25 protein-coding genes are annotated in these 26,995 nt (G+C 58.6%); 17 read left to right on the top strand and 8 right to left on the bottom strand.

All coding sequences use genetic code 11. The features are described from left to right. The first annotated feature begins 5 nt into the window (after window positions 1–5). The 6 genes from glgA to ACQZ6D_RS25695 all read left to right on the top strand — a co-directional run bounded on the left by glgA (window position 6) and on the right by ACQZ6D_RS25695 (window position 7,541). Window positions 6–1,448, top strand: a complete 1,443-nt coding sequence (glgA, locus tag ACQZ6D_RS25720; protein ID WP_065663242.1) for a glycogen synthase GlgA — start codon at window positions 6–8, stop codon at window positions 1,446–1,448. A gap of 4 nt (window positions 1,449–1,452) precedes the next feature. Then, window positions 1,453–3,081, top strand: coding sequence for an alpha-D-glucose phosphate-specific phosphoglucomutase (locus tag ACQZ6D_RS25715; RefSeq protein ID WP_004431805.1), 1,629 nt, complete (start codon window positions 1,453–1,455; stop codon window positions 3,079–3,081). 133 nt (window positions 3,082–3,214) lie between these two features. Then, a complete protein-coding gene (gene glgX / locus ACQZ6D_RS25710; protein ID WP_448730419.1) occupies window positions 3,215–5,170 on the top strand; it encodes a glycogen debranching protein GlgX in 1,956 nt (651 codons plus the stop codon). A gap of 54 nt (window positions 5,171–5,224) precedes the next feature. Then, window positions 5,225–5,713 (top strand): MaoC family dehydratase, encoded by a 489-nt coding sequence (locus ACQZ6D_RS25705; protein WP_004431798.1) that lies wholly within the window; start codon window positions 5,225–5,227, stop codon window positions 5,711–5,713. A 30-nt stretch (window positions 5,714–5,743) separates the two neighbouring features. Continuing rightward, window positions 5,744–6,472: a transporter substrate-binding domain-containing protein gene (locus tag ACQZ6D_RS25700; RefSeq protein WP_323131715.1), complete on the top strand. Its 729-nt coding sequence runs from the start codon at window positions 5,744–5,746 to the stop codon at window positions 6,470–6,472. 28 nt (window positions 6,473–6,500) lie between these two features. Further along, on the top strand, window positions 6,501–7,541 hold the full coding sequence (locus tag ACQZ6D_RS25695) for a DUF2332 domain-containing protein (protein WP_111802032.1): 1,041 nt from the start codon (window positions 6,501–6,503) through the stop codon (window positions 7,539–7,541). Here the strand turns inward: ACQZ6D_RS25695 and ACQZ6D_RS25690 are convergent. From ACQZ6D_RS25690 to ACQZ6D_RS25670, 5 genes are read right to left on the bottom strand one after another with little or no spacing between them, the layout of a single operon-like run. Further along, window positions 7,538–8,092, bottom strand: coding sequence for a sarcosine oxidase subunit gamma (locus ACQZ6D_RS25690; RefSeq protein WP_065658718.1), 555 nt, complete (start codon window positions 8,090–8,092; stop codon window positions 7,538–7,540). The two genes, ACQZ6D_RS25695 and ACQZ6D_RS25690, sit on opposite strands and share 4 nt — an antisense overlap. Beyond that, entirely contained in the window at window positions 8,085–11,045 is a 2,961-nt protein-coding gene (locus ACQZ6D_RS25685; RefSeq protein ID WP_013762066.1) for a sarcosine oxidase subunit alpha, read from the bottom strand. Before ACQZ6D_RS25685 ends, ACQZ6D_RS25690 begins: the two co-directional genes overlap by 8 nt. Then, window positions 11,042–11,356, bottom strand: coding sequence for a sarcosine oxidase subunit delta (locus ACQZ6D_RS25680; protein ID WP_004431787.1), 315 nt, complete (start codon window positions 11,354–11,356; stop codon window positions 11,042–11,044). The genes ACQZ6D_RS25685 and ACQZ6D_RS25680 overlap by 4 nt, the downstream gene beginning before the upstream one ends. 13 nt (window positions 11,357–11,369) lie before the next feature. Then, window positions 11,370–11,780 (bottom strand): hypothetical protein, encoded by a 411-nt coding sequence (locus ACQZ6D_RS25675; protein WP_004431784.1) that lies wholly within the window; start codon window positions 11,778–11,780, stop codon window positions 11,370–11,372. Next, on the bottom strand, window positions 11,780–13,033 hold the full coding sequence (locus ACQZ6D_RS25670) for a sarcosine oxidase subunit beta family protein (protein WP_004431781.1): 1,254 nt from the start codon (window positions 13,031–13,033) through the stop codon (window positions 11,780–11,782). The genes ACQZ6D_RS25675 and ACQZ6D_RS25670 overlap by 1 nt, the downstream gene beginning before the upstream one ends. 315 nt (window positions 13,034–13,348) lie before the next feature. Between ACQZ6D_RS25670 and rpsU the strand changes: the two genes are divergently transcribed. Further along, on the top strand, window positions 13,349–13,576 hold the full coding sequence (gene rpsU / locus ACQZ6D_RS25665; protein WP_003498359.1) for a 30S ribosomal protein S21: 228 nt from the start codon (window positions 13,349–13,351) through the stop codon (window positions 13,574–13,576). Window positions 13,577–13,697: 121 nt separating this feature from the next. Beyond that, on the top strand, window positions 13,698–14,594 hold the full coding sequence (locus tag ACQZ6D_RS25660) for a tetratricopeptide repeat protein (RefSeq protein ID WP_004431770.1): 897 nt from the start codon (window positions 13,698–13,700) through the stop codon (window positions 14,592–14,594). 73 nt (window positions 14,595–14,667) lie between these two features. Here the strand turns inward: ACQZ6D_RS25660 and ACQZ6D_RS25655 are convergent, their stop codons facing one another. Continuing rightward, window positions 14,668–14,934, bottom strand: a complete 267-nt coding sequence (locus ACQZ6D_RS25655; protein ID WP_004431768.1) for a DUF6074 family protein — start codon at window positions 14,932–14,934, stop codon at window positions 14,668–14,670. A 338-nt stretch (window positions 14,935–15,272) separates the two neighbouring features. On the opposite strand from ACQZ6D_RS25655, the gene ACQZ6D_RS25650 reads away from it, so the two are divergent. After that, the gene (locus ACQZ6D_RS25650) at window positions 15,273–15,551 is read left to right on the top strand and encodes an exopolysaccharide production repressor protein (protein WP_019566541.1); all 279 of its coding nucleotides are present in this window, start codon (window positions 15,273–15,275) and stop codon (window positions 15,549–15,551) included. Window positions 15,552–15,661: 110 nt separating this feature from the next. Continuing rightward, entirely contained in the window at window positions 15,662–16,651 is a 990-nt protein-coding gene (locus tag ACQZ6D_RS25645; RefSeq protein ID WP_065663237.1) for a glycosyltransferase family 2 protein, read from the top strand. Window positions 16,652–16,843: 192 nt separating this feature from the next. Here ACQZ6D_RS25645 and ACQZ6D_RS25640 read toward each other — a convergent pair whose 3' ends face one another. Then, a complete protein-coding gene (locus tag ACQZ6D_RS25640) occupies window positions 16,844–17,797 on the bottom strand; it encodes a polysaccharide pyruvyl transferase family protein (RefSeq protein WP_111802033.1) in 954 nt (317 codons plus the stop codon). 51 nt (window positions 17,798–17,848) lie between these two features. After that, a complete protein-coding gene (locus ACQZ6D_RS25635; RefSeq protein WP_004431756.1) occupies window positions 17,849–18,814 on the bottom strand; it encodes a glycosyltransferase family 2 protein in 966 nt (321 codons plus the stop codon). A gap of 119 nt (window positions 18,815–18,933) precedes the next feature. On the opposite strand from ACQZ6D_RS25635, the gene ACQZ6D_RS25630 reads away from it, so the two are divergent. From ACQZ6D_RS25630 to ACQZ6D_RS25600, 7 genes are all read left to right on the top strand, one after another. Continuing rightward, the gene (locus ACQZ6D_RS25630) at window positions 18,934–20,412 is read left to right on the top strand and encodes a lipopolysaccharide biosynthesis protein (protein WP_111802034.1); all 1,479 of its coding nucleotides are present in this window, start codon (window positions 18,934–18,936) and stop codon (window positions 20,410–20,412) included. Between the two features lie 370 nt (window positions 20,413–20,782). Next, a complete protein-coding gene (locus ACQZ6D_RS25625) occupies window positions 20,783–21,931 on the top strand; it encodes an acyltransferase family protein (RefSeq protein WP_004431750.1) in 1,149 nt (382 codons plus the stop codon). Between the two features lie 4 nt (window positions 21,932–21,935). Next, window positions 21,936–22,727: an endo-1,3-1,4-beta-glycanase ExoK gene (gene exoK, locus ACQZ6D_RS25620; protein WP_004431747.1), complete on the top strand. Its 792-nt coding sequence runs from the start codon at window positions 21,936–21,938 to the stop codon at window positions 22,725–22,727. Window positions 22,728–22,787: 60 nt separating this feature from the next. Next, entirely contained in the window at window positions 22,788–23,969 is a 1,182-nt protein-coding gene (locus tag ACQZ6D_RS25615; RefSeq protein WP_111802035.1) for a glycosyltransferase family protein, read from the top strand. Between the two features lie 17 nt (window positions 23,970–23,986). Further along, complete coding sequence (locus ACQZ6D_RS25610; protein ID WP_448742101.1) at window positions 23,987–24,985, top strand: glycosyltransferase family 2 protein; 999 nt, start codon at window positions 23,987–23,989, stop codon at window positions 24,983–24,985. After that, a complete protein-coding gene (locus ACQZ6D_RS25605) occupies window positions 24,982–25,926 on the top strand; it encodes a glycosyltransferase family 2 protein (RefSeq protein ID WP_076844566.1) in 945 nt (314 codons plus the stop codon). The genes ACQZ6D_RS25610 and ACQZ6D_RS25605 overlap by 4 nt, the downstream gene beginning before the upstream one ends. Next, entirely contained in the window at window positions 25,926–26,987 is a 1,062-nt protein-coding gene (locus ACQZ6D_RS25600) for a glycosyltransferase family 2 protein (RefSeq protein WP_448730420.1), read from the top strand. The genes ACQZ6D_RS25605 and ACQZ6D_RS25600 overlap by 1 nt, the downstream gene beginning before the upstream one ends. The last annotated feature ends 8 nt before the right edge of the window (window positions 26,988–26,995 follow it).

Raw genomic sequence — 26,995 nt, 5'->3', positions numbered from 1 at the left:
AGCCCATGAATGTCCTTTCGGTTTCATCCGAAATTTATCCCCTGATCAAGACCGGAGGGCTCGCCGACGTTACCGGTGCCCTCCCCATCGCGCTCGAAGCCTATGGTGTGAGAACGCGCACATTGATACCCGGATATCCGGCGGTGAAAGCCGCCGTGACGGACCCCGTCAAATGTTTTGAGTTCACCGATCTGCTTGGCGAAAAGGCTGATCTGCTCGAAGTCCAACATGAGGGGCTAGACCTTCTGATCCTTGACGCGCCCGCCTATTACGAGCGTTCCGGCGGCCCCTATCTCGGCCAGACCGGCAAGGATTATCCTGATAACTGGAAGCGCTTTGCGGCGCTCTCGCTGGCAGCGGCACGAATCGGCGCCGGTGTGCTTCCCGGCTGGCGGCCGGATATGGTGCACGCCCATGACTGGCAGGCAGCAATGACCCCGGTCTATATGCGTTATGCCGAAACGCCAGAGATTCCGAGCCTTCTCACCATCCATAACATTGCTTTTCAGGGTCAGTTCGGGGCCAATATCTTCAGCAAGCTCGAATTGCCCGCCCACGCCTTCGGCATGGAAGGCATCGAATATTATAACGATGTCAGCTTCCTCAAGGGCGGCTTGCAGACGGCAACCGCGCTCAGCACGGTCAGCCCATCCTATGCGGAAGAAATCCTGACCGCGGAATTCGGCATGGGGCTGCAAGGGGTGATCGGCAGCCGCGCCCATGTGCTGCACGGTATCGTCAACGGCATTGACGCCGATGTCTGGAACCCGGCCACCGACCATCTGATCCACGACAACTATTCCGTCACCAATCTCAAGAACCGCGCGCTGAACAAGAAGGCCGTCGCAGAACATTTCCGCATCGACCAGGATGACAGCCCGCTTTTCTGCGTCATCTCCCGGCTGACCTGGCAGAAGGGCATTGATCTCATGGCGGAAGCCGTGGACGAGATCGTTTCCCTCGGCGGCCGTCTGGTCGTGCTGGGCGCCGGCGATGTGGCATTGGAAGGCGCGCTACTGGCGGCGGCATCCCGCCACCATGGCCGCGTCGGTGTCGCCATCGGTTATAATGAGCCGCTGTCGCATCTGATGCAGGCGGGTTGCGATGCGATCATCATCCCCTCGCGCTTCGAGCCCTGCGGCCTTACCCAGCTTTACGCGCTGCGTTATGGCTGCGTTCCCGTGGTTGCCCGAACCGGCGGCCTTGCCGATACGGTGATCGACGCCAACCATGCCGCCATCGCCAATAAATCGGCGACCGGTGTACAATTCTCACCCGTCACGCTCGACGGTCTGAAACAGGCGATCCGCCGGACCGTGCGTTATTATCACGACCCGAAACTTTGGACACAAATGCAGAAACTCGGAATGAAATCCGATGTTTCCTGGGAAAAAAGCGCTGCGCTCTATGCCGCGCTTTACAGCCAGCTTATTTCGAGAGGCCATTGAAACAATGATCAAGACCGTTCAGACGACACCCTTTCAGGATCAGAAGCCGGGCACATCCGGCCTGCGCAAGAAGGTGCCCGTCTTCGCCCAGGAAAATTATGCCGAAAACTTCATCCAGTCGATCTTCGACTCGCTTGAGGGCTTTCAGGGCCAGACGCTGGTGATTGGCGGCGATGGCCGTTATTACAACCGCGAAGTCATCCAGAAGGCGATCAAGATGGCGGCCGCCGCCGGTTTCGGCAAGGTGCTGGTCGGTCAGGGCGGCATTCTCTCAACCCCCGCCGCCTCCAATATCATCCGCAAATACAAAGCCTTCGGCGGCATCGTGCTTTCCGCCAGCCATAATCCTGGTGGCCCGACCGAAGATTTCGGCATCAAATACAATATCGGCAATGGCGGCCCTGCGCCTGAAAAGATCACCGACGCGATCTATGCCCGCTCGAAGGTCATCGACAGCTACAAGATTTCCGACGCTGCAGACGTCGATCTCGACAAGGTGGGCAGCTTCAAGGTGGATGAACTGACGGTCGACGTCATCGATCCGGTCGCCGATTATGCCGCTTTGATGGAAGAACTGTTCGATTTTGCCGCCATTCGCGCCCTGATTGCCGGCGGCTTCAAGGTTGTCGTCGATTCCATGAGTGCCGTCACCGGCCCCTATGCGGTGGAAATCATCGAAAAGCGTCTCGGCGCGCCGAAGGGCTCGGTCCGCAACGCAACGCCGCTGCCCGATTTCGGCGGCCACCATCCCGACCCCAACCTGGTGCACGCCAAGGAGCTTTATGACGATGTCATGAGCCCGGAAGGTCCCGATTTCGGCGCGGCGTCGGATGGCGACGGCGACCGCAACATGGTGGTCGGCAAGGGCATGTTTGTCACCCCGTCCGACAGCCTGGCGATCATCGCCGCCAATGCGCGGCTCGCGCCCGGTTATGCCGCCGGCATTTCCGGCATCGCCCGTTCCATGCCGACAAGTGCCGCAGCCGACCGCGTCGCAGAAAAACTTGGGCTTGGCATGTACGAGACGCCAACCGGCTGGAAATTTTTCGGCAATCTCATGGATGCCGGCAAGGTTACAATCTGCGGTGAGGAAAGCTTCGGCACCGGCTCCAACCACGTGCGCGAAAAGGATGGCCTGTGGGCCGTGCTCTACTGGCTGAACATTGTCGCCGCCCGCAAGGAAAGCGTGAAGGACATCGTTACCAAGCACTGGGCCGAATATGGGCGCAACTATTATTCCCGCCACGATTATGAGGAAGTGGATTCGGACGCCGCAAACACTCTGGTGGCCATCCTGCGCGAAAAACTCGCAACACTTCCTGGCACCAGCTACGGCAATCTTAAGGTCGCAGCTGCTGATGATTTCGCCTATCTCGACCCGGTCGACCAGTCCGTCAGCAAGAACCAGGGTATCCGCATCCTGTTCGAAGGTGGTTCGCGCATCGTGCTGCGCCTTTCCGGCACGGGCACTGCGGGCGCAACGCTCAGACTTTACGTCGAGCGCTATGAGCCGGATGCGGCCCGTCACGGCATCGAAACGCAGGCGGCGCTTGCCGACCTTATTTCCGTTGCCGATACGATCGCCGGCATCAAGGCCCATACCGGCCGCAACGAACCGACCGTCATCACGTAAGGTTTTGCATTGCACGCACCGTTTCCGGCAACGGGCATAGCGAAAAACTTGGCAGGCGGCCATGAGGCCGCCTGAGGTTACTGACTAACCTCCCCGCCAGACTCGATATCATCATCTTCCGGAGAGAGAGACCATGCAGAAACCAGCCGTTTTCCCCAAAGGCGTAACCCAGACGGAAAACGGAACGGAATTTGCGGTCTATTCCCGGCACGCCTCACAAATCGACCTTTGCCTTTTTGATGCGACGGGCGAAAAAGAGACGGCGCGTTTGCCAATGAGGCGCGATGAGAATGACATTCACCGGCTGACAGTTGCCGAGACCGGCCCCGGTGCGCGATATGGCTACCGCGCCAACGGCATTTATGCCCCCGAACATGGCCTGTGGTTCGACCCCGCAAAACTGCTGCTCGACCCCTATGCCACGGAGATAGACCGGCCATTCCGGCATGATGCCGCGCTTTTGGCCTATGGCGAAGACACGGGCGCGATCATGCCGAAGGCGATCCTGTCGCAATATGAGCAGGTCAGGCGCCAGCCGCCACGCTTTGCCGAAGGCGGGCTGATTTACGAACTCGCGGTTAAATCCTTCACCAAATTGCATCCTGCCGTGCCGGAAGAGCTGAGAGGCACGGTGGCAGCGCTGGCTCATCCTGCCATTATTGCGCATTTGAAAAAAATCGGTGTCGATGCGGTGGAGCTGATGCCGATCACCGCCTGGATCGACGAGCGCCACCTGCCGCCGCTTGGCCTTTCCAATGCATGGGGATACAATCCCGTCGGCTTCATGGCGCTCGATCCGCGCCTCTGCCCCGGCGGAGTGCGGGAGCTGCGCGACACGGTTGCAGCCCTGCACGCGCAAGGCATCGGCGTCATTCTCGATCTGGTTTTCAACCATACGGGTGAAAGCGACAGCGAAGGCTCCATCCTGTCTTTGCGCGGACTGGACAATCTCACCGCTTTCCGTCACCCGGAAGGAAAGCCAGGCGTGCTGGTCAATGACACCGGCACCGGCAACACTGTGGCCTGCGATCATCCCTATGTGCGCCAGCTCATTATCGATTCCCTGAGGCATTTCGTTCTCAATGCCGGTATCGATGGCTTCCGTTTCGATCTCGCGCCCATATTGGGACGAACGGCTAGTGGCTTCGACATGGCCAGCGAAACGCTTGCCGCCATGCACTCTGACCCGGTACTATACGACCGCGTGCTGATCGCCGAACCATGGGATATCGGCCCCGGCGGCTATCAGCTCGGCAATTTTCCGGAGAGCTTTCTGGAATGGAACGACCGCGCCCGCGACGACATGCGCCGGTTCTGGCGCGGCGATGCGGGAACGACCGGGGCGCTGGCCAATGCGCTTTCCGGCTCTTCGCCGATCTTTTCCCGCCGTGGACGTTCGAAAAGCCGCAGCGTCAATTTCCTTGCCGCCCATGACGGTTTTACCCTGTTTGATCTCGTCAGCCACGAACACAAGCACAATGAGAAAAACGGCGAGAACAATCGCGACGGGCATAATGAAAATCATTCCTGGAACAATGGTTTGGAGGGATTGACGGACGATCCTGCCGTCGTGGCCGCGCGCCACGCGGATGTAAAAGCGCTGCTTTCCACGCTCTTCGTCAGTCGCGGCACGTTGATGCTGACCGCCGGCGATGAGGGTGGCCGCAGCCAACATGGCAATAACAATGCCTATTGCCAGGACAACGAGATAACGTGGGTCGACTGGTCGTCGCTCTCCCAGGAGCTGACTGACCACACGGCATTTCTTGCAGCACTTCGCAAACGCTTCGGCGTGTTTTCGCAAACCGAGTTTTTCTCCGGCAACGGCGATGTGACATGGCTTGCCCCCGGCGGAGAACCGATGACGGTCGCGGAATGGGAAAGGCCGGACATGCCGGCTTTCGCCATGGTGCTTGCCACGCCGGACCACGAGACCGAAAACGACGCGGAGCTTGCCGTGCTCATCAACCGCAGCCATGAGATCGTGCCCTTCACCCTGCCGGGCGACGACTGGCAAGCGATCGGCACGGATTTCGGCAATCCGGCCTTCCTCCCTGCCCGCTCGGTAGTGTTTTATCTGCGCGGTTGATCGCTTGGCCCCGGCACCTTTATAAGTTCCGAAAGGCAATCGAGAAGAGGTAACATGGCAAAGGAAATAGCGCTGGCGGAAATGAAAAATTTCGTCGGCACGGAGCTGGGCGTTTCCGACTGGATCACCGTCGACCAGACAATGATCGACGCCTTCGCAAAAGCGACGCTGGACGAACAGTTCATCCACACCGACCCGGAACGCGCCAAGGCGGAAAGCCCCTTTGGCGGCACTATCGCGCATGGGTTCCTGACGCTCTCGCTGCTTTCGGCTCTGAATTACGATGCCCTGCCCCGCATTCGCGAAACGACCATGGGCATCAACTACGGCTTTGACGCCGTCCGCTTCGTCACGCCGGTCAAAAGCGGAGCACGGGTGCGTGGCCGTTTCACTTTGGCCGAGGCGCGGTTTCGCGGCGCCGCCATGCTGGTGACGACCTATGATGTGACGGTGGAGATAGAAAACGAGAAAAAACCGGCGCTCACTGCCCGCTGGACAACCATCACCCAGTTCAACCCCGAGGACAGGCCGCAAGACGCCTGATGGCGAAGTAAATCCCAATTTGAGATCGGAGTGTCTGTGAGATTCGCATATTTGATAGAACCTCCGTTCAACTACAGGAACGAATGCGGCGATGTGACCGGGTGCGATGTGGAGTTGGCGCGAGTCATTCTAGCCATGATCGGTATTCATGACATTGAATTCATCGAAACCGAATTCTCGCAATTGTTGCCTGGGCTGAACGAAAACCTTTGGGATATGACTACTGGCCTCTTCGATACCGCTGAACGCAGAAAGATCGTGACGTTCAGCCATCCCATCTGGGCGTTGCCTGATGGACTGTTGGTGAGGAAGGGCAACCTCAGAGATCTGGACGGATACGCATCGGCAGCAAAAAATCCGGAATGTACGCTGGTCGCGATCCGTGATCAGATCCAACATCGCGCAATTATGGAAGCGGGCGTGCCCGATGACCGCATTCTCATTTGCGAGACCTACGACGAGGCCGCTCAGGCCGTATTGGATGGGCGTGCCGACGCCTATGCCAGCGTGGCCATGGCCCATCTCGGTTTTATGCAGCAAAATCCAGAGCTCGATTTGGAAGTTGTCTCTGTTTTACCGAAAGAGAGACCAGCAGCCTCAGGCGCATTTGCTTTCCGCCAATCCGACCGGGAACTCCAGAGCGCGGTCGATGCGGCGCTTCTTTGTTATATCGGATCAGACGAGCACCGTGTGCTGATGCGCAATTTTGGTTTTGATGATCAAGCCCTCGTCAACGGCGAGGCCAGTCTGGCAAAGTAACGCCGGACTGCGCAAAGGAGACGGCCCAATGCATGATGAAGCCGTAAGAGACGCGTTTCTCGCACAGGCAAGAGCCTGCGACAGCCTCGGTTCGCCCTTTACCGCACGGCTTTGCCGCGCGGTGGCGGCGCGGCTGGATCGCCAGACGGACGTTGGCGAGATGATTTTGTCCTGGCCTGGCAATGTCGGCCCGTCCGGCGATTCCGTCCCACTGCGGCTTGCCGGTGCCCTGCATGCGCTTGTCATCGAGGACAAGATCGCTCCTCTTGTCGATATAGCACCCGAAGACGAGAATGCGCTCTGGCAGGCTTGCGCAAGTGCCTTGCGCTTCCATTCGGGCTTCATCCTCGAAAGACTGAAATCGCCGCCGCAGACCAACGAAGTCCGCCGTTCCGCTGTGCTGCTGCCGGGTTTTCTTTCCATTGCGGAGCTTTTCGGCAAGCCGCTGGTCCTTTCAGAGGTCGGCGCCAGCGCCGGTCTGAACCTGCAATTTGACCGCTACCAGTATCGTCTTGGCGATCTTGCCTGGGGCAGGCAATCCGAAGTGTCCATGTCGCCGGAATGGCGCGGAGACACCCCGCCCGACAAGCGGATAGAGGTCATCGAGCGCGCCGGCTGCGATCTTAACCCACTCGATCCGTCGTCTGCCGAGGACCGGTTGCGGCTGATGTCATATGTCTGGGCCGATCAGACCGACAGGCTGGAGCGCACGGCGGCCGCCCTGCGTATTGCGGTGGAGAACGGCTTGCAAGTTGAAAAGGCTGACGCAATTGACTGGCTGCAACGCCGCCTTGCCGCGCAACATTCGGGCGCTGCCCATGTGGTCTACCATTCTGTCGCCTGGCAATATCTGCCCGATGCGCTGAAAGAGGCCGGCGAAACGCTGATCGCCGAGGCTGGAAGCCGTGCCACCCCTGAGGCTCCGCTTGCCCGCCTGCAGATGGAGGCAGATACGACGCCGGGAAGCGCCGCAATCACCCTGCAAATCTGGCCGACCGGTAAGAAACAGGAAATCGGCCGCGCCGATTTCCATGGGCGATGGGTGGAATGGCAGGGGTGGAAAAGCTAGACCGCCACGTCCTGCGCCGCTTCCTGCAACAGGCCGCCGACATATTCGGCGAAGGAGCGCCAGCACTCGACCCGGAACGTATCGTCAGCCACGCGCAGCAGCACCACTTCCGCCTTGCCGAAAACCGTTCGCGAGCAGGCGCCGATCGGGAACTGTGCGATAGACAGATCCTGCGGGCAACCGGCGTTCAGAGCTGCCTCCGCGCCGGGGCCGGAAACGATGACAGCCGTGTTGCGGTGGGAAACGTCGGTCGCCGAAAACATGCCGGGAACGGTGGCGAGCGCCGCCATAAGGTCGCTTTCGCCCTGATCGATCACCAGCCATTCGTCCGGACCAAGCCAGAGAGCGGAGCGCAAACCCGATGTGACAGAGCTTTTCGGGCTGTTGGGCAATAACAGGCCGAGTGCATCCGAGAGGGCCGGCAGTGCGCTTTCCCTTGCGCGCAGCGACAGCCGCGACGCCGAGGCGGCGGGCTTCAGCGAGACGAAGGGCGAACCACCGTGGAAATCCTCGAGTACGGATTTGCGTTTTGCGTGAAGTGTGTCAGCCATTGAGACGGGCTCCTTCCTTGTCGAGGAAGACCATATCGGTCACTTCGACGGCAATTGTTTTATCGGCAAGCGGGATGTAGAGCGTTTCGCCCATGCGCGCCCTGCCATCCGCCACCAGCGCAAAGGCGATGGAGTGGCCGAGATTTTCCGACCAGTAGGCGGAAGTGACATGGCCGAGCATGGTCATGGGTTTCGGCTGGTTTGGATCAGCAACGATCTGGCCACCCTCTTCGGGAACAGTCAGCCGGTCCTTCGTCTTGAGGCCCACAAGCTGCTTTCGACCAGAGCGCATGAGATCCGGGCGTTTCAGACCGCGAATACCGACGAAATCCGTCTTCTTCTTGGAAACGGCCCAGGCAAGCCCGGCATCGTCAGGCGTCACGGTGCCGTCGGTATCCTGTCCGACGATGATGTAACCCTTTTCGGCGCGCAGGATGTGCATGGTCTCGGTGCCATAAAGGCATCCGCCCACCGCTTCGGCCCGTTCACGGATCGCGGTCCAGACGGCAGCGCCGTAATCGGCCGGAACGTTGATTTCGAAACCAAGCTCACCCGTGAATGATACACGGAAGAGACGCGTCGGCACGCCGCAGAAGGTGCCTTCCGCGACCGCCATATGCGGGAAGGCTTCGGGCGAAATATCGATACCCTCGACGAAAGGCGCGATCACCTCGCGCGCTTTCGGTCCCTGCACCGCAATCACCGCCCATTGTTCGGTCGCCGATGTCAGCCAGACATTCAGCTCGGGGAATTCGGTCTGGAGATAATCCTCCATGTGCTGGAGAACGCGCGGTGCGCCGCCCGTCGTCGTCGTCACGTGGAAACGGTCCTCGGAAAGACGACCGACAACACCGTCATCGTAAACGAAACCGTCCTCGCGCGTCATGATGCCATAGCGGCAACGGCCGGGTTTCAGTGTGTCCCAGGCATTTGTGTAGATGAGGTTCAGGAACTTAGCCGCATCGGGGCCGACCACCTCGATCTTGCCGAGCGTGGAGGCATCGAACACGCCGACGCTTGTCCGCACCGTCTTGCATTCGCGGTTGAGCGCCTCGTGCATATCCTCGCCGCCGCGCGGGAAGAACCATGCGCGCTTCCAGTTGCCGACATCCTCGAAAAGGGCGCCTGCCGCAGCCTCTTCGTCATGCATCGGCGTCTTGCGGGTCGGGTCGAACAGCGCACCGCGCGAATGGTTGATGAGCGTGCCGAAGGTGACCGGCGTATAGGGTTGGCGGAAAGTGGTGAGACCGACCTTCGGCAGATCCCGCCCAAGCGCTTCCGAGGCAATGGCAAGGCCATGCATGTTGGACATCTTGCCCTGATCGGACGCCATGCCATTGGTGGTGAAGCGCTTGATGTGCTCGACCGAATGCATGCCTTCACGCACGGCAAGGCGAATGTCCTTGGCGCAGACATCGTGCTGGAAATCGATGAAGGCCTTGACGCCGGTGCCTTCGCCTGCCCCTTCCGCAGCGCCGATCATGCCGCCGGTCCAGGCGCGCGCATTCTCGCCGGAGAATTCCGCTGCACCGCCACCTGCGGCAGCAGCCTCGGCGATCAATGCGGCGAGATCGTCCGTGCCGTTGCAGGCGCCGACTGACACACAATTCTGCACATGGATGTCAGGCAGGAACCGCTGGTTTGCCGCGTCAAACTTCAGCTTGCCGCGCGATTGCGAGAAGAGATGCACCGAAGGCGTCCAGCCCGCCGAAACGACGAGCGCGTCGATGGCAATCTTGCGCTTGTTAGAGCCGCCATTGCGGCCAACGCTCATGGAAGAAACGCGCAGCCGCCCTGACGTATCGTAAACACTGTGACCCGCCAGTACCTCGATGCCCAGCGCCCGCGCCTCGTCCAGCAGCCGCCGATCGGGGTTCTCGCGGCAATCCACGATAGCGGCGATCTTCACACCCGCTTTCTTGAGATCGAATGCCGTCTCATAGGCAGAATCATGGGCTGTGTAGACACCGACATTATTGCCGACGGTCACGCCGTAATGGTTGAGATAGATGCGCGCAGCAGAAGCCAGCATGATGCCGGGACGATCATTATTGGCAAAGACCATGTGCCGCTCGATCGCGCCTGCCGCCAGAACGACTTTCTTGGCGCGGACCTGCCACAGTCTTTCACGTGGCTGGTGTTTGGCCGGCGTGGCGAGGTGATCGGTCACACGCTCGGCCAGCGCCACGAAATTGTGGTTGTAATAACCGAACGCTGTCGTGCGGGTCAGAACACGCACATTGGGCAGCGATTTCAGTTCAGTGAAAACTTTTTGCGCCCAGTCATATCCGGACAGGCCGTCGATGACCGCACCGGTATCAAAACGCAGCGCGCCGCCAACTTCGGCATTCTCATCAACCAGAATGACGCTGGCGCCAGTTTTTGCAGCGGCGAGCGCCGCTGTCAGCCCGGCCACACCGCCACCGGCCACCAGCACGTCGCAATGGGCATAACGGCCGGAATAATGATCCGCATCCGGCTCGGTCGGCGCCTTGCCGAGACCGGCTGCGCGACGGATGATCGGTTCATAAATCTTGTGCCACGCGGCCTTCGGCCACATGAAGGTCTTATAGTAGAAACCAGCCGCAAACATCGGCGACAGGAAATCGTTGATCGCACTGATATCGAAGGACAGCGACGGAAAGCGGTTCTGCGAGGCGATGATGGCGCCGTCGAATACATCCTGCACCGTGGCGCGCACATTCGGCTGTTTGCGCAGGCTGTCACGCGATACGTCGATCAGCGCATTCGGCTCCTCCGGGCCGGCGGAAAGGAAACCACGCGGGCGGTGATATTTGAACGAACGGCCAATCAGATGCACGCCATTCGCCAGAAGTGCGGATGCAACGGTGTCGCCTTCCAGCGCCTGATAGATCTTGCCGTCGAAGGTGAAGCGTGCCGTTCTGGCAGGTGTCAGGCGACCGGCGCCCTTGATACGATAATCGCCGCTCATTGCGCAGCTCCCTTTTGGGCGGAAAGAACCGCGTCGGCATCCGGTTTCGGCTCGCCTGCCTTGTAGGTCATCAGGAATTTGTCGCTGACGGAATCGCGGGCGGCGTTGAAAAAGCGGCCGCAACCGTGAATGTGGCGCCAGCGCTCGAAAACGAGACCTTTGTCATTGTCGCGAATGAAGAAATATTCGGCAAAGGCCTCGTCCGAAATATCGGCAATGTTTTCCGGCCGGGCGATATGGGCTTCGCCCGCCCAGCGAAATTCGAGTTCGGAACGGTCTTCCCGGCAATAAGGGCAATGGATCAGAAGCATCGTGGCTCCACCTTCAAAGAGAACTTTCCGGAAGCATGCTTCCGGCGGGTTGGTCACACAGCCGCTTTCCCATCGCAACGAAGGGGGAAAGCCGCTTCAAGAGCTGCTCGAAATTATCGAATGGTTTCAGCGCCGAGGCCCGACCCATATTGATGATGGCAACCGCCATCATGTCGGTGTCGATCGCGAAGGGCTCGTCCTGCGCACCATTTTCCTTCTCGCCGACGAAATAGACCAGCTTGTCCGCGAGACTCGGCGCGCAGAGCAAAAGGCCTTTTTCCGCCACGAAAGGCCAGTCGCGTTCACCCTGCATTCTCTGGATTTTCTGGCTACGAAAATCCCCCATCTCGGGGATGAGATTGCCCGCCGGCACGACCGCCGCCGCAACACCCATGTTTGCCGAAAGCATAACCGCCGCCAGCATCAGTGCGCCACGGCGGCGGCAGCGGCCTCGTCGATGAGGCGTCCGGTGCGGAAACGATCGAGCGTCAGCCCCGCCGCCAGACGGTGCGGTTCGCCGCGCGCGATGAGATGCGCAAACAGATTGGCCGAGCCCGGTGTCGCCTTGAAACCACCCGTGCCCCAACCGCAATTGACAAAGAGATTTGGCACCGGCGTCACACTCTGAATGGCGGAGCGATCGGGTGTGTTGTCGGTAATGCCGCCCCATTGGCGCATCATCTTGACGCGGCGGAAAATCGGGAACAGCTCGCAGATGGCGTCAAGCGTATGCGTGATGATCTGCAGGCCGCCAGTCTGGGAGTAGGAATTATACTGGTCGGTGCCAGCACCGATGACCAGCTCGCCCTTGTCCGACTGGGAGATATAGGCATGCACCGTATTGGACATGACGACACAGGGGAAGATCGGCTTCAGCGGCTCTGATACCAGCGCCTGCAACGGGTTGGAATGCAGAGGCACACGCACATCCGCCATTTTCATCAGAACGGAGGAGTGACCGGCGGCGGAAACGCCGATTTTCTTTGCGCCAATGAAACCGCGATTGGTCTCGACGCCCGTGACCGCGCCATCAGGTCCGCGCCTGATGGCCGTGACTTCGCAATTCTGGATAATGTGCACGCCGCGATCGGAAGCCGCACGCGCATAGCCCCAGGCCACCGCATCGTGACGCGCCGTGCCGCCGCGCCGCTGGAGGGCAGCACCGTTGATCGGATAACGCGCATTGCCGGAAATCTCGAGTGGCGGGCAATAGGCCTTGGCCTGTTCCGGCGTCAGCCATTCATTGTCGATGCCATAGAGACGGTTGGCATTGATATGGCGCTTGAAGGACTGCTGGTCGTGAATGTTGTGCGACAGCATCATAACGCCGCGCGCCGAATACATGACGTTGTAATTGAGATCCTGGCTCAACCCTTCCCATAATTTCAGGGAATGCTCGTAGATATCCATGCTCTCTTCATAGAGATAATTGGAGCGGATGATGGTGGTGTTGCGGCCGGTATTGCCACCGCCTAGCCAGCCCTTTTCCAGCACCGCTATATTGGTAATGCCGTGTTCCTTGGCAAGATAATAGGCGGCCCCAAGACCGTGGCCGCCGCCACCGATGATGATGACGTCATATTCCTTGCGCGGCTCGGGCGACGCCCATTGCGCATCCCACCCCTTATGACCCCGCAACGCCTCGCGCGCCACGGCAAAAACGGAATATTTGCGCATTCGCAGTCTGCTCCTCAAGAACCGGCCAGAAGCCGAAAGCATAGCTCCGGCACATATTATACACATGGCAAATCGGCATCGGAGGCAATATCCATTTTGCGACGCCGCAATGCTTTTGTTTCGACATTGCAGGCAGAATGCCGGGGTAGCTGGATTTTGGCTGTTGAATATGCGGTACCGTATGGACTTGCTGCAAATGTTCTGATATTGCACGTCACCAATCGCTAGGCTCGACGGCCGAACGAACGATTTTATTTGCGTGCGAATGCCTTTATTCTCACAGCAAGACAACCAAACAAAAGGAACGGGTTTCACGTGCAGGTACTAGTCCGCGACAATAACGTTGATCAGGCGCTTCGCGCTCTCAAGAAAAAGATGCAGCGCGAAGGCATTTTCCGTGAAATGAAAATGCGCGATTATTACGAAAAGCCTTCCCAGAAGCGCGCCCGCGAAAAGGCTGAAGCTGTTCGTCGCGTTCGCAAGCTGGCACGCAAGCGCGCACAGCGCGAAGGTCTGGTTGCAGCTCCGCGCGCAGGCCGTTAATAGGCCGTCTTTTGGACGTTTTTGAATGCTTGTTGGGCGGGGGCGATCAATTCGCCGCCGCTCTTTGTGTTTGTGGCCGGAGAATTATCTTGAGACCGGCCTGCGAGGGAACCCCCACCGAATGACCGCTGTTGATGCCTGTGTTGTGAAAAACTCCGATGCCTCCACGCGCCGGGTGCTCCTGAAAAACAACAAGAGATTCCGTGTTTCCCTTGTCGTCTGTACCGTCCTTGCCGGTCTTTCCGGCTGCGCTACGTCCAACCAGACTGACGATGTCTTCAGGATCGACCGTGCCCAGGGCTCGCAGGAAAACATTGCCTCGCTCACCTCGGTCATCAACGCCAATCCGCAGGATCCGGAAGGCTATAACGTTCGTGGCTCCGCTTACGGCCGCGCCGGCGATTCGCGCCGCGCCATCGAGGATTTCAACAAGGCGCTGCAACTGAACCCGCGCTTTTATCAGGCCTATGCCAACCGCGCGCTCGTGTATCGCAATTCCGGCCAGCAGCAGCAGGCCTTGCAGGATTACAACGCCGCTTTGCAGATCAATGCGAGCTATGACGTAGCCCTGATCGGCCGTGGCAATCTTTACCGCCAGTCCGGCCGCGTCAACGAAGCTTTCAACGACTTCTCCCGCGCCATCGAACTCGAAACCACCGATGGCCGCGCGTGGCACAATCGTGGCCTGATCTACCAGCTGCGCAACCAGCATGCCCAAGCGATCGAGGACTTCTCCAAGGCCATCTCGCTGTCCTCAACCTCGCCGGAACCCTATAACGGCCGTGGCCTTTCCTATGTCGCGCTGAACGACGACGAAAACGCTTTCGCCGATTTCAACCACGCCATTTCGCTTGATGGCAACGTCGCAGAATCATGGGCCAACCAGGCACTGGTCTATGAGCGCCGCGGCGAGATGGCGAAAGCCGCAAAGTCCTATTCGCATGCGGCACGGCTTGATCCGAAATATAAGCCCGCGCTCGACGGCATTGCCCGCACGCGCGGTGCCGGCGCATCCTGATCAAAAACAGATATGAACAGAAAAGCCGGCGGTGCGACACCTGCCGGCTTTTTTTTGGGAAACGCTTAAAGCCTCAATGGCTGTCGCGGCGCGCCTCGGGCGTGGCATCCCCCGCCCACAACTCCGCCTGCACCGCATTTTGAAACTCCATGACCTCGCGCCGCATGGCGGCGTCCTCATAGCCGAGGCCCGTCAGATAGGCGGCCAGTTCACGGCACTCCCTGCGCCAGAAATCATTCGCCTCCACACCATGCAGCCGGTCGAGCATGGTTGCGCACCGTTTTACGTTGGCAATACGGTTCTTTGCCGGAAAGGCGATTACTTCCGAATTCGTCGTCACGCGGGCACCTTGCTCTTCGAGGAATCAATACCGACTTTTTAAAGGCTGGATGGTTAACGAAGTCTGCTACGCAGGAGAGAAGGCCGCTAACGCCTTGCAGGGACGGGTTCTGCAGCCTGTCAGACGAAAGAATCTGCGCTGCCGGAGGACACCGATTCGGGCAAATCGCCGATTACCAAGGAATTTACCAATCAAGATTACCGAAATTTCATGCCGTGGGAGATAGAAGAAGTATATGTGTGTTGAAACAACACCGGTCTCATCGTATATTCTTGCAAAGAAAAAAAATGCCGCAGCGCAGCCAAAAACGGAGAAATCGTTCTCGGGAGGAGAGCACCATGTATGCACCTCGTGTATTTTTCAGCATGATTGGTGCATTGCTTGCCTTTGCGGTCGCTACATATTTCATCCACGGGTCGTTCTATACGGCATTCATCCAGACGCTCATCTGCGCCGTCATTCTGCAAACCGGTTATTTTATTGCACTCCTGGTTCTGGTCGCCCGGGAGAAACGGCGGATGCGCGAAACCTTCGCGCTTGATCGCAGCGCCGAGATCATGACGCCGGACACGGTAAGCAGCGCCCCGCCACATGGCGCGAAACTGACCGATATGTGACCTCTCACGCACATTCTTTTATTGCGCCGCAAAAAAATCACTTGCATCCACACCCCTGACACTTTCTGCTGACCAAATCCTGACGGTTCGTCACAGCAGAAGGACAACACATGGTGAGCGGTTCACAGCCCATTTGCGTCATCATCGCTGCGAAAAATGCATCCGATACGATAGATATCGCCATCCGCTCCGCCCTTGTGGAGCCGGAGGTCGCCGAAGTCATGGTGATCGACGATGGCTCCACCGATACGACCAGCGATGTCGCACATGCGGCGGATGACGGTACCGGCCGTTTGCGGGTCGTGCGATTCGACGTCAATCGTGGCCCTTCGGCCGCCCGCAACCATGCGATCTCGATTTCATCCGCACCGCTCATCAGCATTCTCGACGCGGACGACTTTTTTTTCAAAGGCCGTTTTGCCGCCATGCTGGAAAATGACGACTGGGATCTGGTGGCCGACAATATCGCCTTCATCCAGCAATCGGTTCCGGGCGCGTCGTCCATGCAGCCGGCCCGCTTCGAACCACAGGCCCGGTTTCTGTCGCTGACGGAGTTCGTGGAAGGCAATATTTCCAGACCCGGCGTGGAACGCGGGGAAACCGGCTTTCTGAAACCGGTGATCCGCCGCGCCTTTCTGGACAAACATGCGTTGCGGTACGACGAGCGTCTGCGTCTCGGCGAAGACTACGAACTTTATACCCGCGCGCTTGCCGCCGGTGCCCGTTACAAGGTCATCCGTCATTGCGGTTATGGGGCGATTGTCCGCGGCAATTCGTTGAGCGGCCGTCACAGCACGGAAGATCTTCGCCGTCTATACGAAGCGGACAAGGATATTCTCACCAGCTGCAAGCTGTCGGCCAGCGAGACGGCGATCCTGCTCGAGCACGAAAAACACATCCGCGCGAAATTCGAGCTTCGCCATTTTCTCGATGCGAAAAAGCAGAAAGGGATGGGCGGCGCTTTGAGCCACGCTCTTGCGCGTCTGCCTGCCCTGCCGGCCATCACGCGCGGCATCTGGACCGACAAGACCGCCCGTTTTCGCAAACCGGCGCCGGTTCGGGATATTCGTTATCTGCTGGACGGCACGCCGGTTTCCTGAGGGAAAACCTCCAGCCGCGAGGATGATGGCAAGTTCGATATTCTCTCATTCTTCGTGCCGGACTAGATCCGGCATCCAGTCATGGCGCGTCTGCGCCATGAAGAGAGTCTTTTGCGATCAAGGACTTGAGCGCGCTGGACCCCGGACCCAGGCCGGGGTGACTGTGTCCGAAATTGCTGAGGCAACCCGCCTTCAGAGATAATCACGTTTGACCGTTTCCAGAACAGCGGAAAAACGCTCCTTGCGTTCCTCCAGCCTGCCATCCGGGCTGAGACGCGGTTCGGCACGGCTTGCCTGCCACAGCGCCAGCGTGGAAGGTGCTGCCAGCACCTGCTTGGCCAGTTTGCGCAGCGACAGGGATTGGCTTGCCTGCGGCCGCACCAGCACATCGCCCTCAAGCGCCGGACCGGATCCCGCCTCGGCAATGACGGGGGCTGGCGGCGGCGGGAAGCTCATACCCCAGAAACGCGACCCCTTTTTCGCCGCCTCGGCGCGGGTGGAGACTGGCACGTAACGCGGCTGATACTCCACACCGACCGTGCCTGCCCAATCGCTCCACTTGAAACTGTTGATCGAGGGAGATGTGCTCACCGCCACCCATGGCACGCGGAACGCATCGGCAAGAATGGCGCCATGCATGGATTCGGCCACGATAAATTCAGATTGGGCGATGGCGCGGATGACCGACATCGCCTCGCCGCGCGGATCGAGATAGGTCAGTCCCGCCGGTTCGCAAACCGTTTCCCACATGCCGAATTCCGCCGATTCCCAATGGGGAACGAAGGTTTTCTTGTAGAGTTTCGGCAGGCCTTTGAACTCTGGCATCTCGGTCACCATCACGGCGGGATCGACAATGCCCTTTTCGGGAGAAAGTCCCAATTTGGCTGCGGTTTTTTCGCCGCGCACGCAGCGAATGTCCCAAAATCCGGTGCTTGTATCCGGCACCGCGCCGTAGCCATAACCGCTGCCGATCACAAGCTTGCGCTGCTTTGCGGGCAACAATGTATCATTGAGAACCGTGCCGACACCGACGAGCATCACATCGTCATGCACGTCCCGCAGCCCGGGCAGCAGAAAGTCCCACAGCCACAGATTGAGATCGTCGCCAAAATTTCCGTGATGCGATTCCCAGTGGTAAGGTTTCATGAAGTCACTCCTGGGTGAAAAACATATAAATTCTTGCAGGCAAGAATTCGATCATCTTGTCCGCACTATTTTGCCTGCGCCGAGCTCAAAAGCCGCTCGCAGGAGTGCCGGATCGCGCATCGCCCACTTCAGCAGCAGTCCGAATTCGGGCACCTTGCGCCGTTTCAGATTGCCGGCCTGGCTCCAGAGCGCCTGTTTGCGCGCCGTATTTTTATAGGAAGCGATCGAGGCCACATCGTCCGGCCGCCGCGAAAATCGCCCCTCCAGCGTATCGAGCGCAACCCAGGTATTGAACTGCTGGCGCAGGAATTCCGGCGAGGTATTGTCGATGCTGTGGAAGATATTGACGCCCATTCCGCGCATGGCACCGGCATCGTCACACAGAAGCGTGCGCTTGGATGCGAGGATGGAATCGCAGAAAAACAGCACATCTTCCGCCGCAAGCCGGAGCGCCGGATCGAAGCGTATCTTTTCAAAAAGCGGGCGGCCGATCACCATGCAGGAGAGATGCAAGAAGCTCCAGTTGCGCAGCATCACGCTCGCCAGATCCGGCAGCTCGATCACCAGAGGCCGCTCGGAAAGCCTTGCGGCGCCCTCGTTCTTCTCCAGCTCGGAAATGGCGAAATGATAATAAAATTCGTCACTTGCCTGCATGGATGCCCAATAGCACTCACCGCCAAATGTCTTCAGCGCGAAGGCCGCATTCTGGAGATGATCGGGCGTCCAGATGTCGTCCGAGTCAAGAAATGCGACGTAATCGCTGCCAGCAGGAACGTGGTCGAGACCGGTATTGCGCGCACCACCCGGCCCGCCATTGGCCTGCTTAATGACGAGAATCCGCTCTTTCTGCGCTTGCGAAAGTTCTGCAAGCTCATTGTCTATCGGATATGGCGATTCGTCATCGACGATGACAAGATCGAAATCCTGGTAAGTCTGCGCAAAAACCGATGCGAGCGCACGTCCAAGAATTCCGTGCTGCTTTTGGTAATAGGGAATGACGACAGTAAATCTTGCCATTGTTTCGCCCCTTGCGTTGATCAAGAAGTGTCGGGCCCGATCCTAAAAGCGGCCCCGATGGTATCGGCAACTCCCCACCGGCGTTCCTCCCCGCCGGCCTCCAGAAACAGGATGCTTGTATGCCCCCAGCTCCAAATGTAAAGACCATCACCACGAATGTCGGCTGGAGCGTCTTGTCTAAGACAGGGACATTCGGGCTTAAATTTGTCACCGTTCCCATTCTTGCACGACTGCTGACACCGGAAGAATTTGGTGTGGTTGCAGTCGGCTTAACGGTTGTACAATTCCTGACCATGATTGCCGGAGCGGGGCTCACCTCGGCGCTGATCGTCGAGAAAGAAGAGGATATGGATACAATCCATACCGTTTTCTGGGCAAATCTGGCAATTTCCTGCACCATGGCCGCCGCGCTCTACATTTTCGCGGAGTTCTTCGGTGGGCTTCTGGGTGCGGTGGAAAGTGCCTATCTGCTGCGTATCATGGCCTTTCTCATTCCGTTGCAACTTGCGGGTGATGTCGCCTATTCACTGCTAGCCCGGCGCATGAACTTCAGTCAGGACGCGCTGTGGAGCATGGCGTCTGAAAGCATCGCGGCGGTTGTCGCCGTGGCTATGGCGCTTCTCGGCTTCGGCGTCTGGGCGCTCATCATCCAGCTTTTCGCCGCCGCACTCATCAGGCTTGTCGGGCTATATGCCGTTTCCCGCTATTGCCCGCGTTTCGTCATGAAACCGCACCGTCTGGTGCCGCTTCTCGGTTTCAGCTCCGGCCTGATGGGATCGGAAATCGCCAATTTCGTCACCTTCCAGTCGCCGATGGTGGTGATCGCCCGGCATCTCGGCCTTGCCGATGCGGGCGCCTATTCCGCCTCCAACCGTTTTGCCAGCATTCCCAATCAGGTCGTCCTGTCGGCCGTCATGGGCGTGCTGTTTCCCGCCTTCAGCCGTATGATGGACGATCCGCAGCGCCGGCGTGATGCCTTGATGTTCAGCACGCAGGTTCTGACCGTGCTGCTTGCGCCGATGATGTTCGGCCTCTGGGCGGTGGCCGAACCGGCCATGCTGGTAATTTTCGGGCAGAACTGGGCTTATGCTTGGCCGGTTCTCGGTCTCCTTGCCCTCTCGAAAGCCATTCTGACCCCATGCAGCACCTTTATCCCCTATCTCAAGGGTGCCGGCTATGGGCGTGTGCTGTTCTGGTCGGCCACGATCCGCGCCATCGTCACCACGGTTGCCGTCTGGGCTGCAGCCGTCTACGGCAGCCTGATCGACGCGATGATTTGGCTCTGCATCGTCAATGCGGTGACGCTGGTTGCCTACTCATGGGCCGTGTTCAAGGCAAGCGATACACCCTTTTTCAGCGGCCTCTATGTCAGCAGCAGACCGATGATTGCAGCGCTGGTCATGGCCGTTTCGGTGCGTTACCTGCTTCACGTCCTTGCCGAACGCATCCCCAACGCAACGCTTCAGGTCCTCGTTGGCGCCGCAGTCGGCGGTATCATCTATGCGGTGCTGATTTTGTTGACGGAACGCGCCCTGCTTGGAAAAATCCTCGGGATGGTCAAATCGCGGCGAATGCGTGAAAACGCAACCCAAGGTTAGCGGCTCGTCACTGAAAGCGCCTCATTTCGGCCGTTAACAGGTCTCACCCGTCACGGATATGTGTTCCGTGACGGCATGGCAAAACCATTTTTTGCGATGCAATATCGCGTACGATGATAATAACGCTTCCTCTGGCGATTTTTAGCGACGACTTAAATCTAGGAAAAATTAAATATTTTCAGTTGCTTAATTTTTTTAAGTCGCACGGAATGCCGGAACGCCAGACAATCACCCGCAATATCTAAGCTTGTGTTTTTCCCGCGTCGCCACATTTTACCCTAAAGTCGAAACCAGACTTACGAGTGCGGGCTTAAGTTCGCTCTGGTTGCAACGCGGCGTGGGTGGACGCCGCCCAATAGGGGTGACTGATGTGACTGTCGATCAGAACCTATCCTCCCGTATCAATTTGATGCGTATATTGCTGATCTCTGGAATCGTGTTCGTCCATGTGCCGCACGATGCCGAAACCAGCCCTTTTCTTGGCCTTTACGGCTTCTTCGACTGGCTGCGTGTTTTTCTGGGCGACGCCCTGTTTCGCATCGGTGTGCCCTGTCTCAGCGCGATATCCGGCTATCTGCTGTTTCGTCGCGGCATGAGCGGGTTCGATTATCCGGCGACGATCCGTTCGAAGTCGAAAACGGTGCTGCTGCCCTTCCTGCTGTGGAATGGCGCGTTGTTTGCCGCAATTTTGCTTATCCAGCTGTTTGACGTTGGTGTGGGTTATTTCCCGGACCTCTGGAACGCCAGCCCGCGTGAAATCATCAGCCATGGAACGGCGCTCGAAGAACTGCCGGTAAACGTGCCGCTTTATTTCCTGCGCGACCTGTTCGTCTGCATCCTGCTGTCGCCGGTGCTTGCATTTCTCATGCGCCGCTTTGCGCTGCCAACGCTCGCTATCCTGCTCTTCATAACCGCCATGCCTGATCTGACGATCTTCATCGTCCAGAAGAAATCGATCCTGTTCAGCTTCTCACTGGGCATCGCACTTGCGCTGCACCGCGTCGATGTCAAGGCACTCGATCCCTACGCCTTCCCGATCATGGCGCTGACCTTTGTCGCTGCGGCCATGCTGGCAACAGGCCTTTATTTCACCGGCCCGGAGTTCACATTCTGGCTGAACATGTCTCGCAACTTGCTCGCTGTTTTCGGCGCGCTCGGTTTCTGGGCGTCGTCGGCGCTTTTGATCCGCAGCAGGCTCGGCAAGCGGCTTTCCGAAACCGGAAGCCTCAGCTTCTGGATATTCTGCGCTCACTATCCGTTGCTCGTCATCATGTGGATGGTCTGGAACAAGGGCGGACCCGATTTCTACCCCGCCTTCTATGTCATCGCCACACTGTCCGCCTTTGTCATTCTGGTGGTGAGCAATGCACAAACCCGCAAATACCTGCCGGCCGTCTATGCCGTGCTGACCGGAAGCCGGAACGGCAAACGCAAGACAACGTCCGAATTCGCTGCAAAACGGGCCTCCATGATCGGCCCGCCCACATCCGAAACACTTTATTCGCAACGACAGAGGTGAACCAATGACAACATTTGTCACCCGCGTTCAGACACGCATTCTTCTCGCCGCCGCCCTGCTGGCTACACCCTTCACGACACCGAGCCAGGCACAAGAAGGCAACGGCGCATCGTTCATCGAGAATTTCGATCAGATGGACCGGTCGTTCTGGTACGTCTCCGACGGCTGGAACAATGGTGCGCATCAGAACTGCACCTGGTCGAAGAAATTGGCCACGGTGGAAAACGGCCAGCTGACGCTTGGTTTTGAGGAAGCAAAGTCCGGCGACCGCAACTTCGCGTGCGGTGAAATCCAGACCAAGGGGCGTTATCGCTACGGCACCTATGAAGCACGGATGAAAGCCGCTACCGGCTCCGGGCTGAACTCCGCCTTCTTCACCTATATCGGCCCGACCGACAAAAAGCCCCATGATGAAATCGATTTCGAGGTTTTGGGCAAGAATACGGGCAAGGTACAGCTGAACCAGTATATTTCCGCCAAGGGCGGCAATGAGAAACTGGTGCCGGTAGAAGGCGGAGCAGATGCTGGCTTCAACGATTACGCCTTCGTGTGGGAGCCTCAGCGCCTGCGTTACTACGTCAACGGCAAGCTCGTTCACGAAGTCACGGATGAGACCAAGATTCCGCAGAACGCCCAGAAGATTTTCTTCAGCCTATGGGGAACCGACACGTTGAAGGACTGGATGGGTGCCTTTTCCTATTCCGGCGCAACACAGATGATTGTTGACCGCTTCGCCTTCACGGCCCTCGGCGACAAATGCCAGTTTCCCGAATCCATCGCCTGCGCCCTTAACTGATTGACTTTTTAAACCTGAGCCTCGGCGTCCTTGACGCATGAAACCAACCGGAACCCATGCATGATCCATGTTCTTTATCTCGCGCATGATCTGTCGGACCCCGCCATTCGCCGGCGGGTGTTGACCTTGCTTGCGGGCGGCGCGCGGGTCACGCTGGCGGGCTTCCGGCGCGGACAGAACCGGCTTGCAGAGATCGAGGGCGTGGTGCCGGTCATTCTCGGAGAAACCGCCGATGGGCAGTTTCTTCAGCGCATGGCAGCCGTCGCCAAGGCCAGCCTCTCGCTCGGCAAAACATTACGCGGCACCCCCACGCCCGACGTCATTCTTGCCAGAAACCTGGAAATGCTGGCTCTCGCAAAACGGGCCATGTCGCTTTACGACCGCCAGCCGGCACTGGTTTACGAATGTCTCGACATTCACCGCCTGCTTCTCAATGAGGGCAAGCCGGGGCAGCTTCTCAATGCGGCCCAGCGCTATTTCGCCCGGGATGCCAAGCTGCTGGTGACGAGTTCTCCGGCTTTCGTCGAGCATTATTTCAAACCCGTTTCCGGCCTGAACCTTCCCGTGCTGTTGCAGGAAAACAGGGTGCTGGCGCTTGATGCCGCTGTAGCAGCCAACCCACAACCGCGCCCACCTGCCCCCGGCGAGCCCTGGAAAATCGGCTGGTTCGGCGCGCTTCGCTGCCGCAAATCGCTCGAAATCCTCGCCGATTTTGCAAAGCGCATGGATGGCAAGGTCGAAATCGTCCTGCGCGGCCGGCCGGCCTATTCGGAATTTGCGGATTTCGATGGTTTCGTGGCTGCCGCGCCGCATGTCCATTTCCACGGGGCCTACAAAAACCCTGAAGATCTGGCCACCATCTATAATGAAGTGCAGTTCACCTGGGCGATCGACTTCTTCGAGGAAGGCCAGAATTCAAGCTGGCTGCTGCCCAATCGGCTCTATGAGGGATGCCTTTACGGCACCCTGCCGATTGCACTTGCAGGCACGGAAACGGCTCGTTTCATCGAAAAGCGCAATATCGGTTTTGTTCTGCAAAATGCCGGTGCAGATGATCTGGCCGCTCTTTTCAACACTATGACTCCACAAACGTATACGGACGCCTTCGACGCCCTCTCGGCACTCGACAAGAAACAATGGCTGACCGACCGCGACGATTGCCGTCAGCTGGTCCAGCAATTGTCCTCTCTTACAAAATCCGCTTCCGGCCATGCCCGTGAAGCTGCGTTTTCACCCGTGTAGTACGTAGGGGGCAAATCATGGAAGGTCTTGGTCATTCCGGCATCAAAACTCTGATCGTCATTCCCTGCCTCAACGAGGCAAAGACGATCGAGGCGTTGCTGCGAAAATTCACCGGCGCGATGGATGGACATATTTTCCGCATCGTTGTTGCCGATGGCGGCAGTACGGACGGCACGCGCGACATCGTTTCCGCCTTCGCCGTAACGAATGACCGCGTTACGCTCCTTCCCAATCCCAAGCGCATCCAGAGCGCCGGCATAAACCTGGCCGTATCCACTTTCGGCGAGGATTTCGACTACCTCATCCGCATCGACGCCCATGGCGATTATCCGGATGATTATTGCCAGCGGCTGATTGAGGACGCGGATCGCACCGGCGCGGATTCCGTCGTGGTCGCCATGGATACGGTCGGGCACGGCCTGTTCCAGAAGGCGACGGCGATTGCGCAAAATTCCAAACTCGGCAATGGCGGCTCCAAGCACCGCGAAGGCGCCAAGGGACACTGGATCGACCATGGCCACCACGCGCTGATGCGGATCGCCGCCTTCGACGCGGTCGGTGGTTACGATGAAAGCTTCAGCCACAACGAGGATGCCGAACTGGATTTCCGGCTGCGCAAATCCGGTTTCCGTATCTGGATGACCGACAAGACCCGCATGACCTATTATCCGCGCGCCAGCGTCATGCCGCTGTTCAGGCAATATCTCGCCTATGGCCGTGGCCGGGCAAAGAACCTGCTGAAACATCGCTCGATCCCGAAGATCCGCCAGATGATTCCGCTGGCTGTCCTGCCGGTCTTCGTGCTTGCCCTGCTGTCGCTTGTGCATTGGGCAGCACTTATTCCGCTCGGCCTCTGGATCGCCGCATGTGTGGGTTATGGCTTGTGGATGGCAATAGGTCAGAAAAACCCATACGGCCCGCTCGCCGCCTTTTCCGCAATGGTGATGCATCTGGCGTGGTCCACCGGCTTCTGGCTGGAACTCCTGAAATTCCGGGGAAAAAAGGCTGTCTCATGACCGACCTCATCGTCACCGAACCACACAATTCAAAGACCGTCGATATCGGCATCTGTACCTACAGACGTCCGGCGCTGGTCGCCACACTTCTGTCACTCTTCGAACTGGAAGTGCCCGAAGGCGTGACAGTTCGCCTGATCGTTGCCGACAATGATGAGGAACCGAGTGCCAAGGCAAGTGTGGATCGGCTGCGTGAAACTTCGCCTTTCGAGATCGCCTATGTCCATTGCCCGAAATCGAATATCTCGATTGCCCGCAACGCCTGCCTCTCTGAATGCCGGGCGGACTATCTGGCCTTTATCGACGATGATGAGACCGCCCCGCCGCACTGGCTTGCCGCACTTCTGGAGAAGGCAGGCGAAACCGGTGCGGATGTCGTTCTTGGCCCAGTGACGGCGGTTTACCGTGAAAATGCGCCGGGCTGGATGAAACGTGGCGATTTTCACTCGACCGTGCCAGTCTGGGTGAATGGCGAGATCATCACCGGCTACACCTGCAACACGCTTCTCAAGATGGAAGCCCCATCGGTGAAGGACCGGCGTTTTGCGCTGGCGCTCGGCCAGAGCGGCGGTGAGGACACGCATTTCTTCTCGCATCTCCATTCTTCGGGCGGTCGCATCGTCTTTGCGCAAAAGGCCGTGCTCTCCGAGCCGGTGCCGGAAAACCGCGCCCGTTTCATGTGGCTTGCCAAACGTCGCTTCCGCTCCGGCCAGACCCATGGCCGTGTGCTTGCCGAAAAGAAACCCGGCGCAAGACGCGTGATGCAGGTGCTGAAGGCAGGATCGAAAGTTCTCTATTGCGCCGTCTTTGCCGCGCTGAACGGTTTCAACGCCGTGCGCCGCAACCGCTATGCCCTGCGCGGCGCCTTGCATCTCGGCTCGGTAAGCGGCGCCTTCGGAGTGCGCGAAATCCGCCAATACGGCGCGGTGGAGGCAACCTGATGGAGAACCTTAACCCTCAGCCCGATATCAGCTTCGTCATTGCCGCCTATAATGCCGCAGAGACGATCGAAGCCGCCATTCAAAGTGCGCTTGACCAGCAGGGCGTGACGCTGGAGGTGATCGTCGTGGACGACCGCTCCGCCGACGAGACGATCTCGCTCGTCGAGGCCATTGCGGCCAACGATCCGCGTGTCCGGCTGCTTGCCCTTGAACAGAACCTCGGACCGGGAGGCGCGCGCAATGCCGGTATCGACGCAGCAACCGGACGCTTTATCGCCGTTCTCGATTCGGACGACGTCATCCGCCCTGACCGTTCCGCCTGCATGATGTGCCGGGCAGATGCGGCGAATGCGGTGATCGCTGTCGACAATCTCGACGTCGCCTATACGGACGGCAGGCCGATGGAAACGATGTTCGCAGACGAGTTTCTGGAGGAAAGACCCGTCCTTACCCTTGAGGACTTCATTTCCTCCAACATCCTTTTCCGCTCCACCTTCAACTTTGGCTACATGAAGCCGATGTTCCGGCGCGATTTCCTAAATAGTGAAGGATTGCGTTTTCGCGAGGACATCCGCATCGGCGAGGATTACATCCTGCTTGCCTCGGCGCTTGCCGCCGGCGGCCTTTGCGTCATCGAGCCGAAACCGGGCTACATCTATAATATTCGCGAGGGTTCGATCTCGCGCGTCCTTGAAATCCACCACGTCGAAGGAATGATGCGGGCGGACCAGGAGTTTCTGAGCCACTACGCGCTGTTGCCCGCCGCCATGGATGCGCAGCAGGCCAGAAGCCGTAGCCTGCAACTGGCCCGTAACTTCCTGACATTGGTGGAAGACATCAAGCGGCGCTCGATTATCGGCGCGCTGAAGACAACGATCAGAGATCCCGCCGTGCTGGGGCATTTGAGAATGCCCATTGCCGTGCGGCTGAAGAGGTTGCGGAACGCGATGTTTGCGCCCGCGGCAAATACTGGGGTGAAAAGGCAGATTCGTAAAATTTGTGAACGGACAAATCTGTGCGCGAAAAATCTGCAAGCGGACTGGGGACAGATCAAACGTTGATGAAGGAG

Source organism: Agrobacterium sp. 22-3639C2, assembly GCF_053522105.1.
This window is presented reverse-complemented; position numbering and strand designations above follow the sequence as displayed.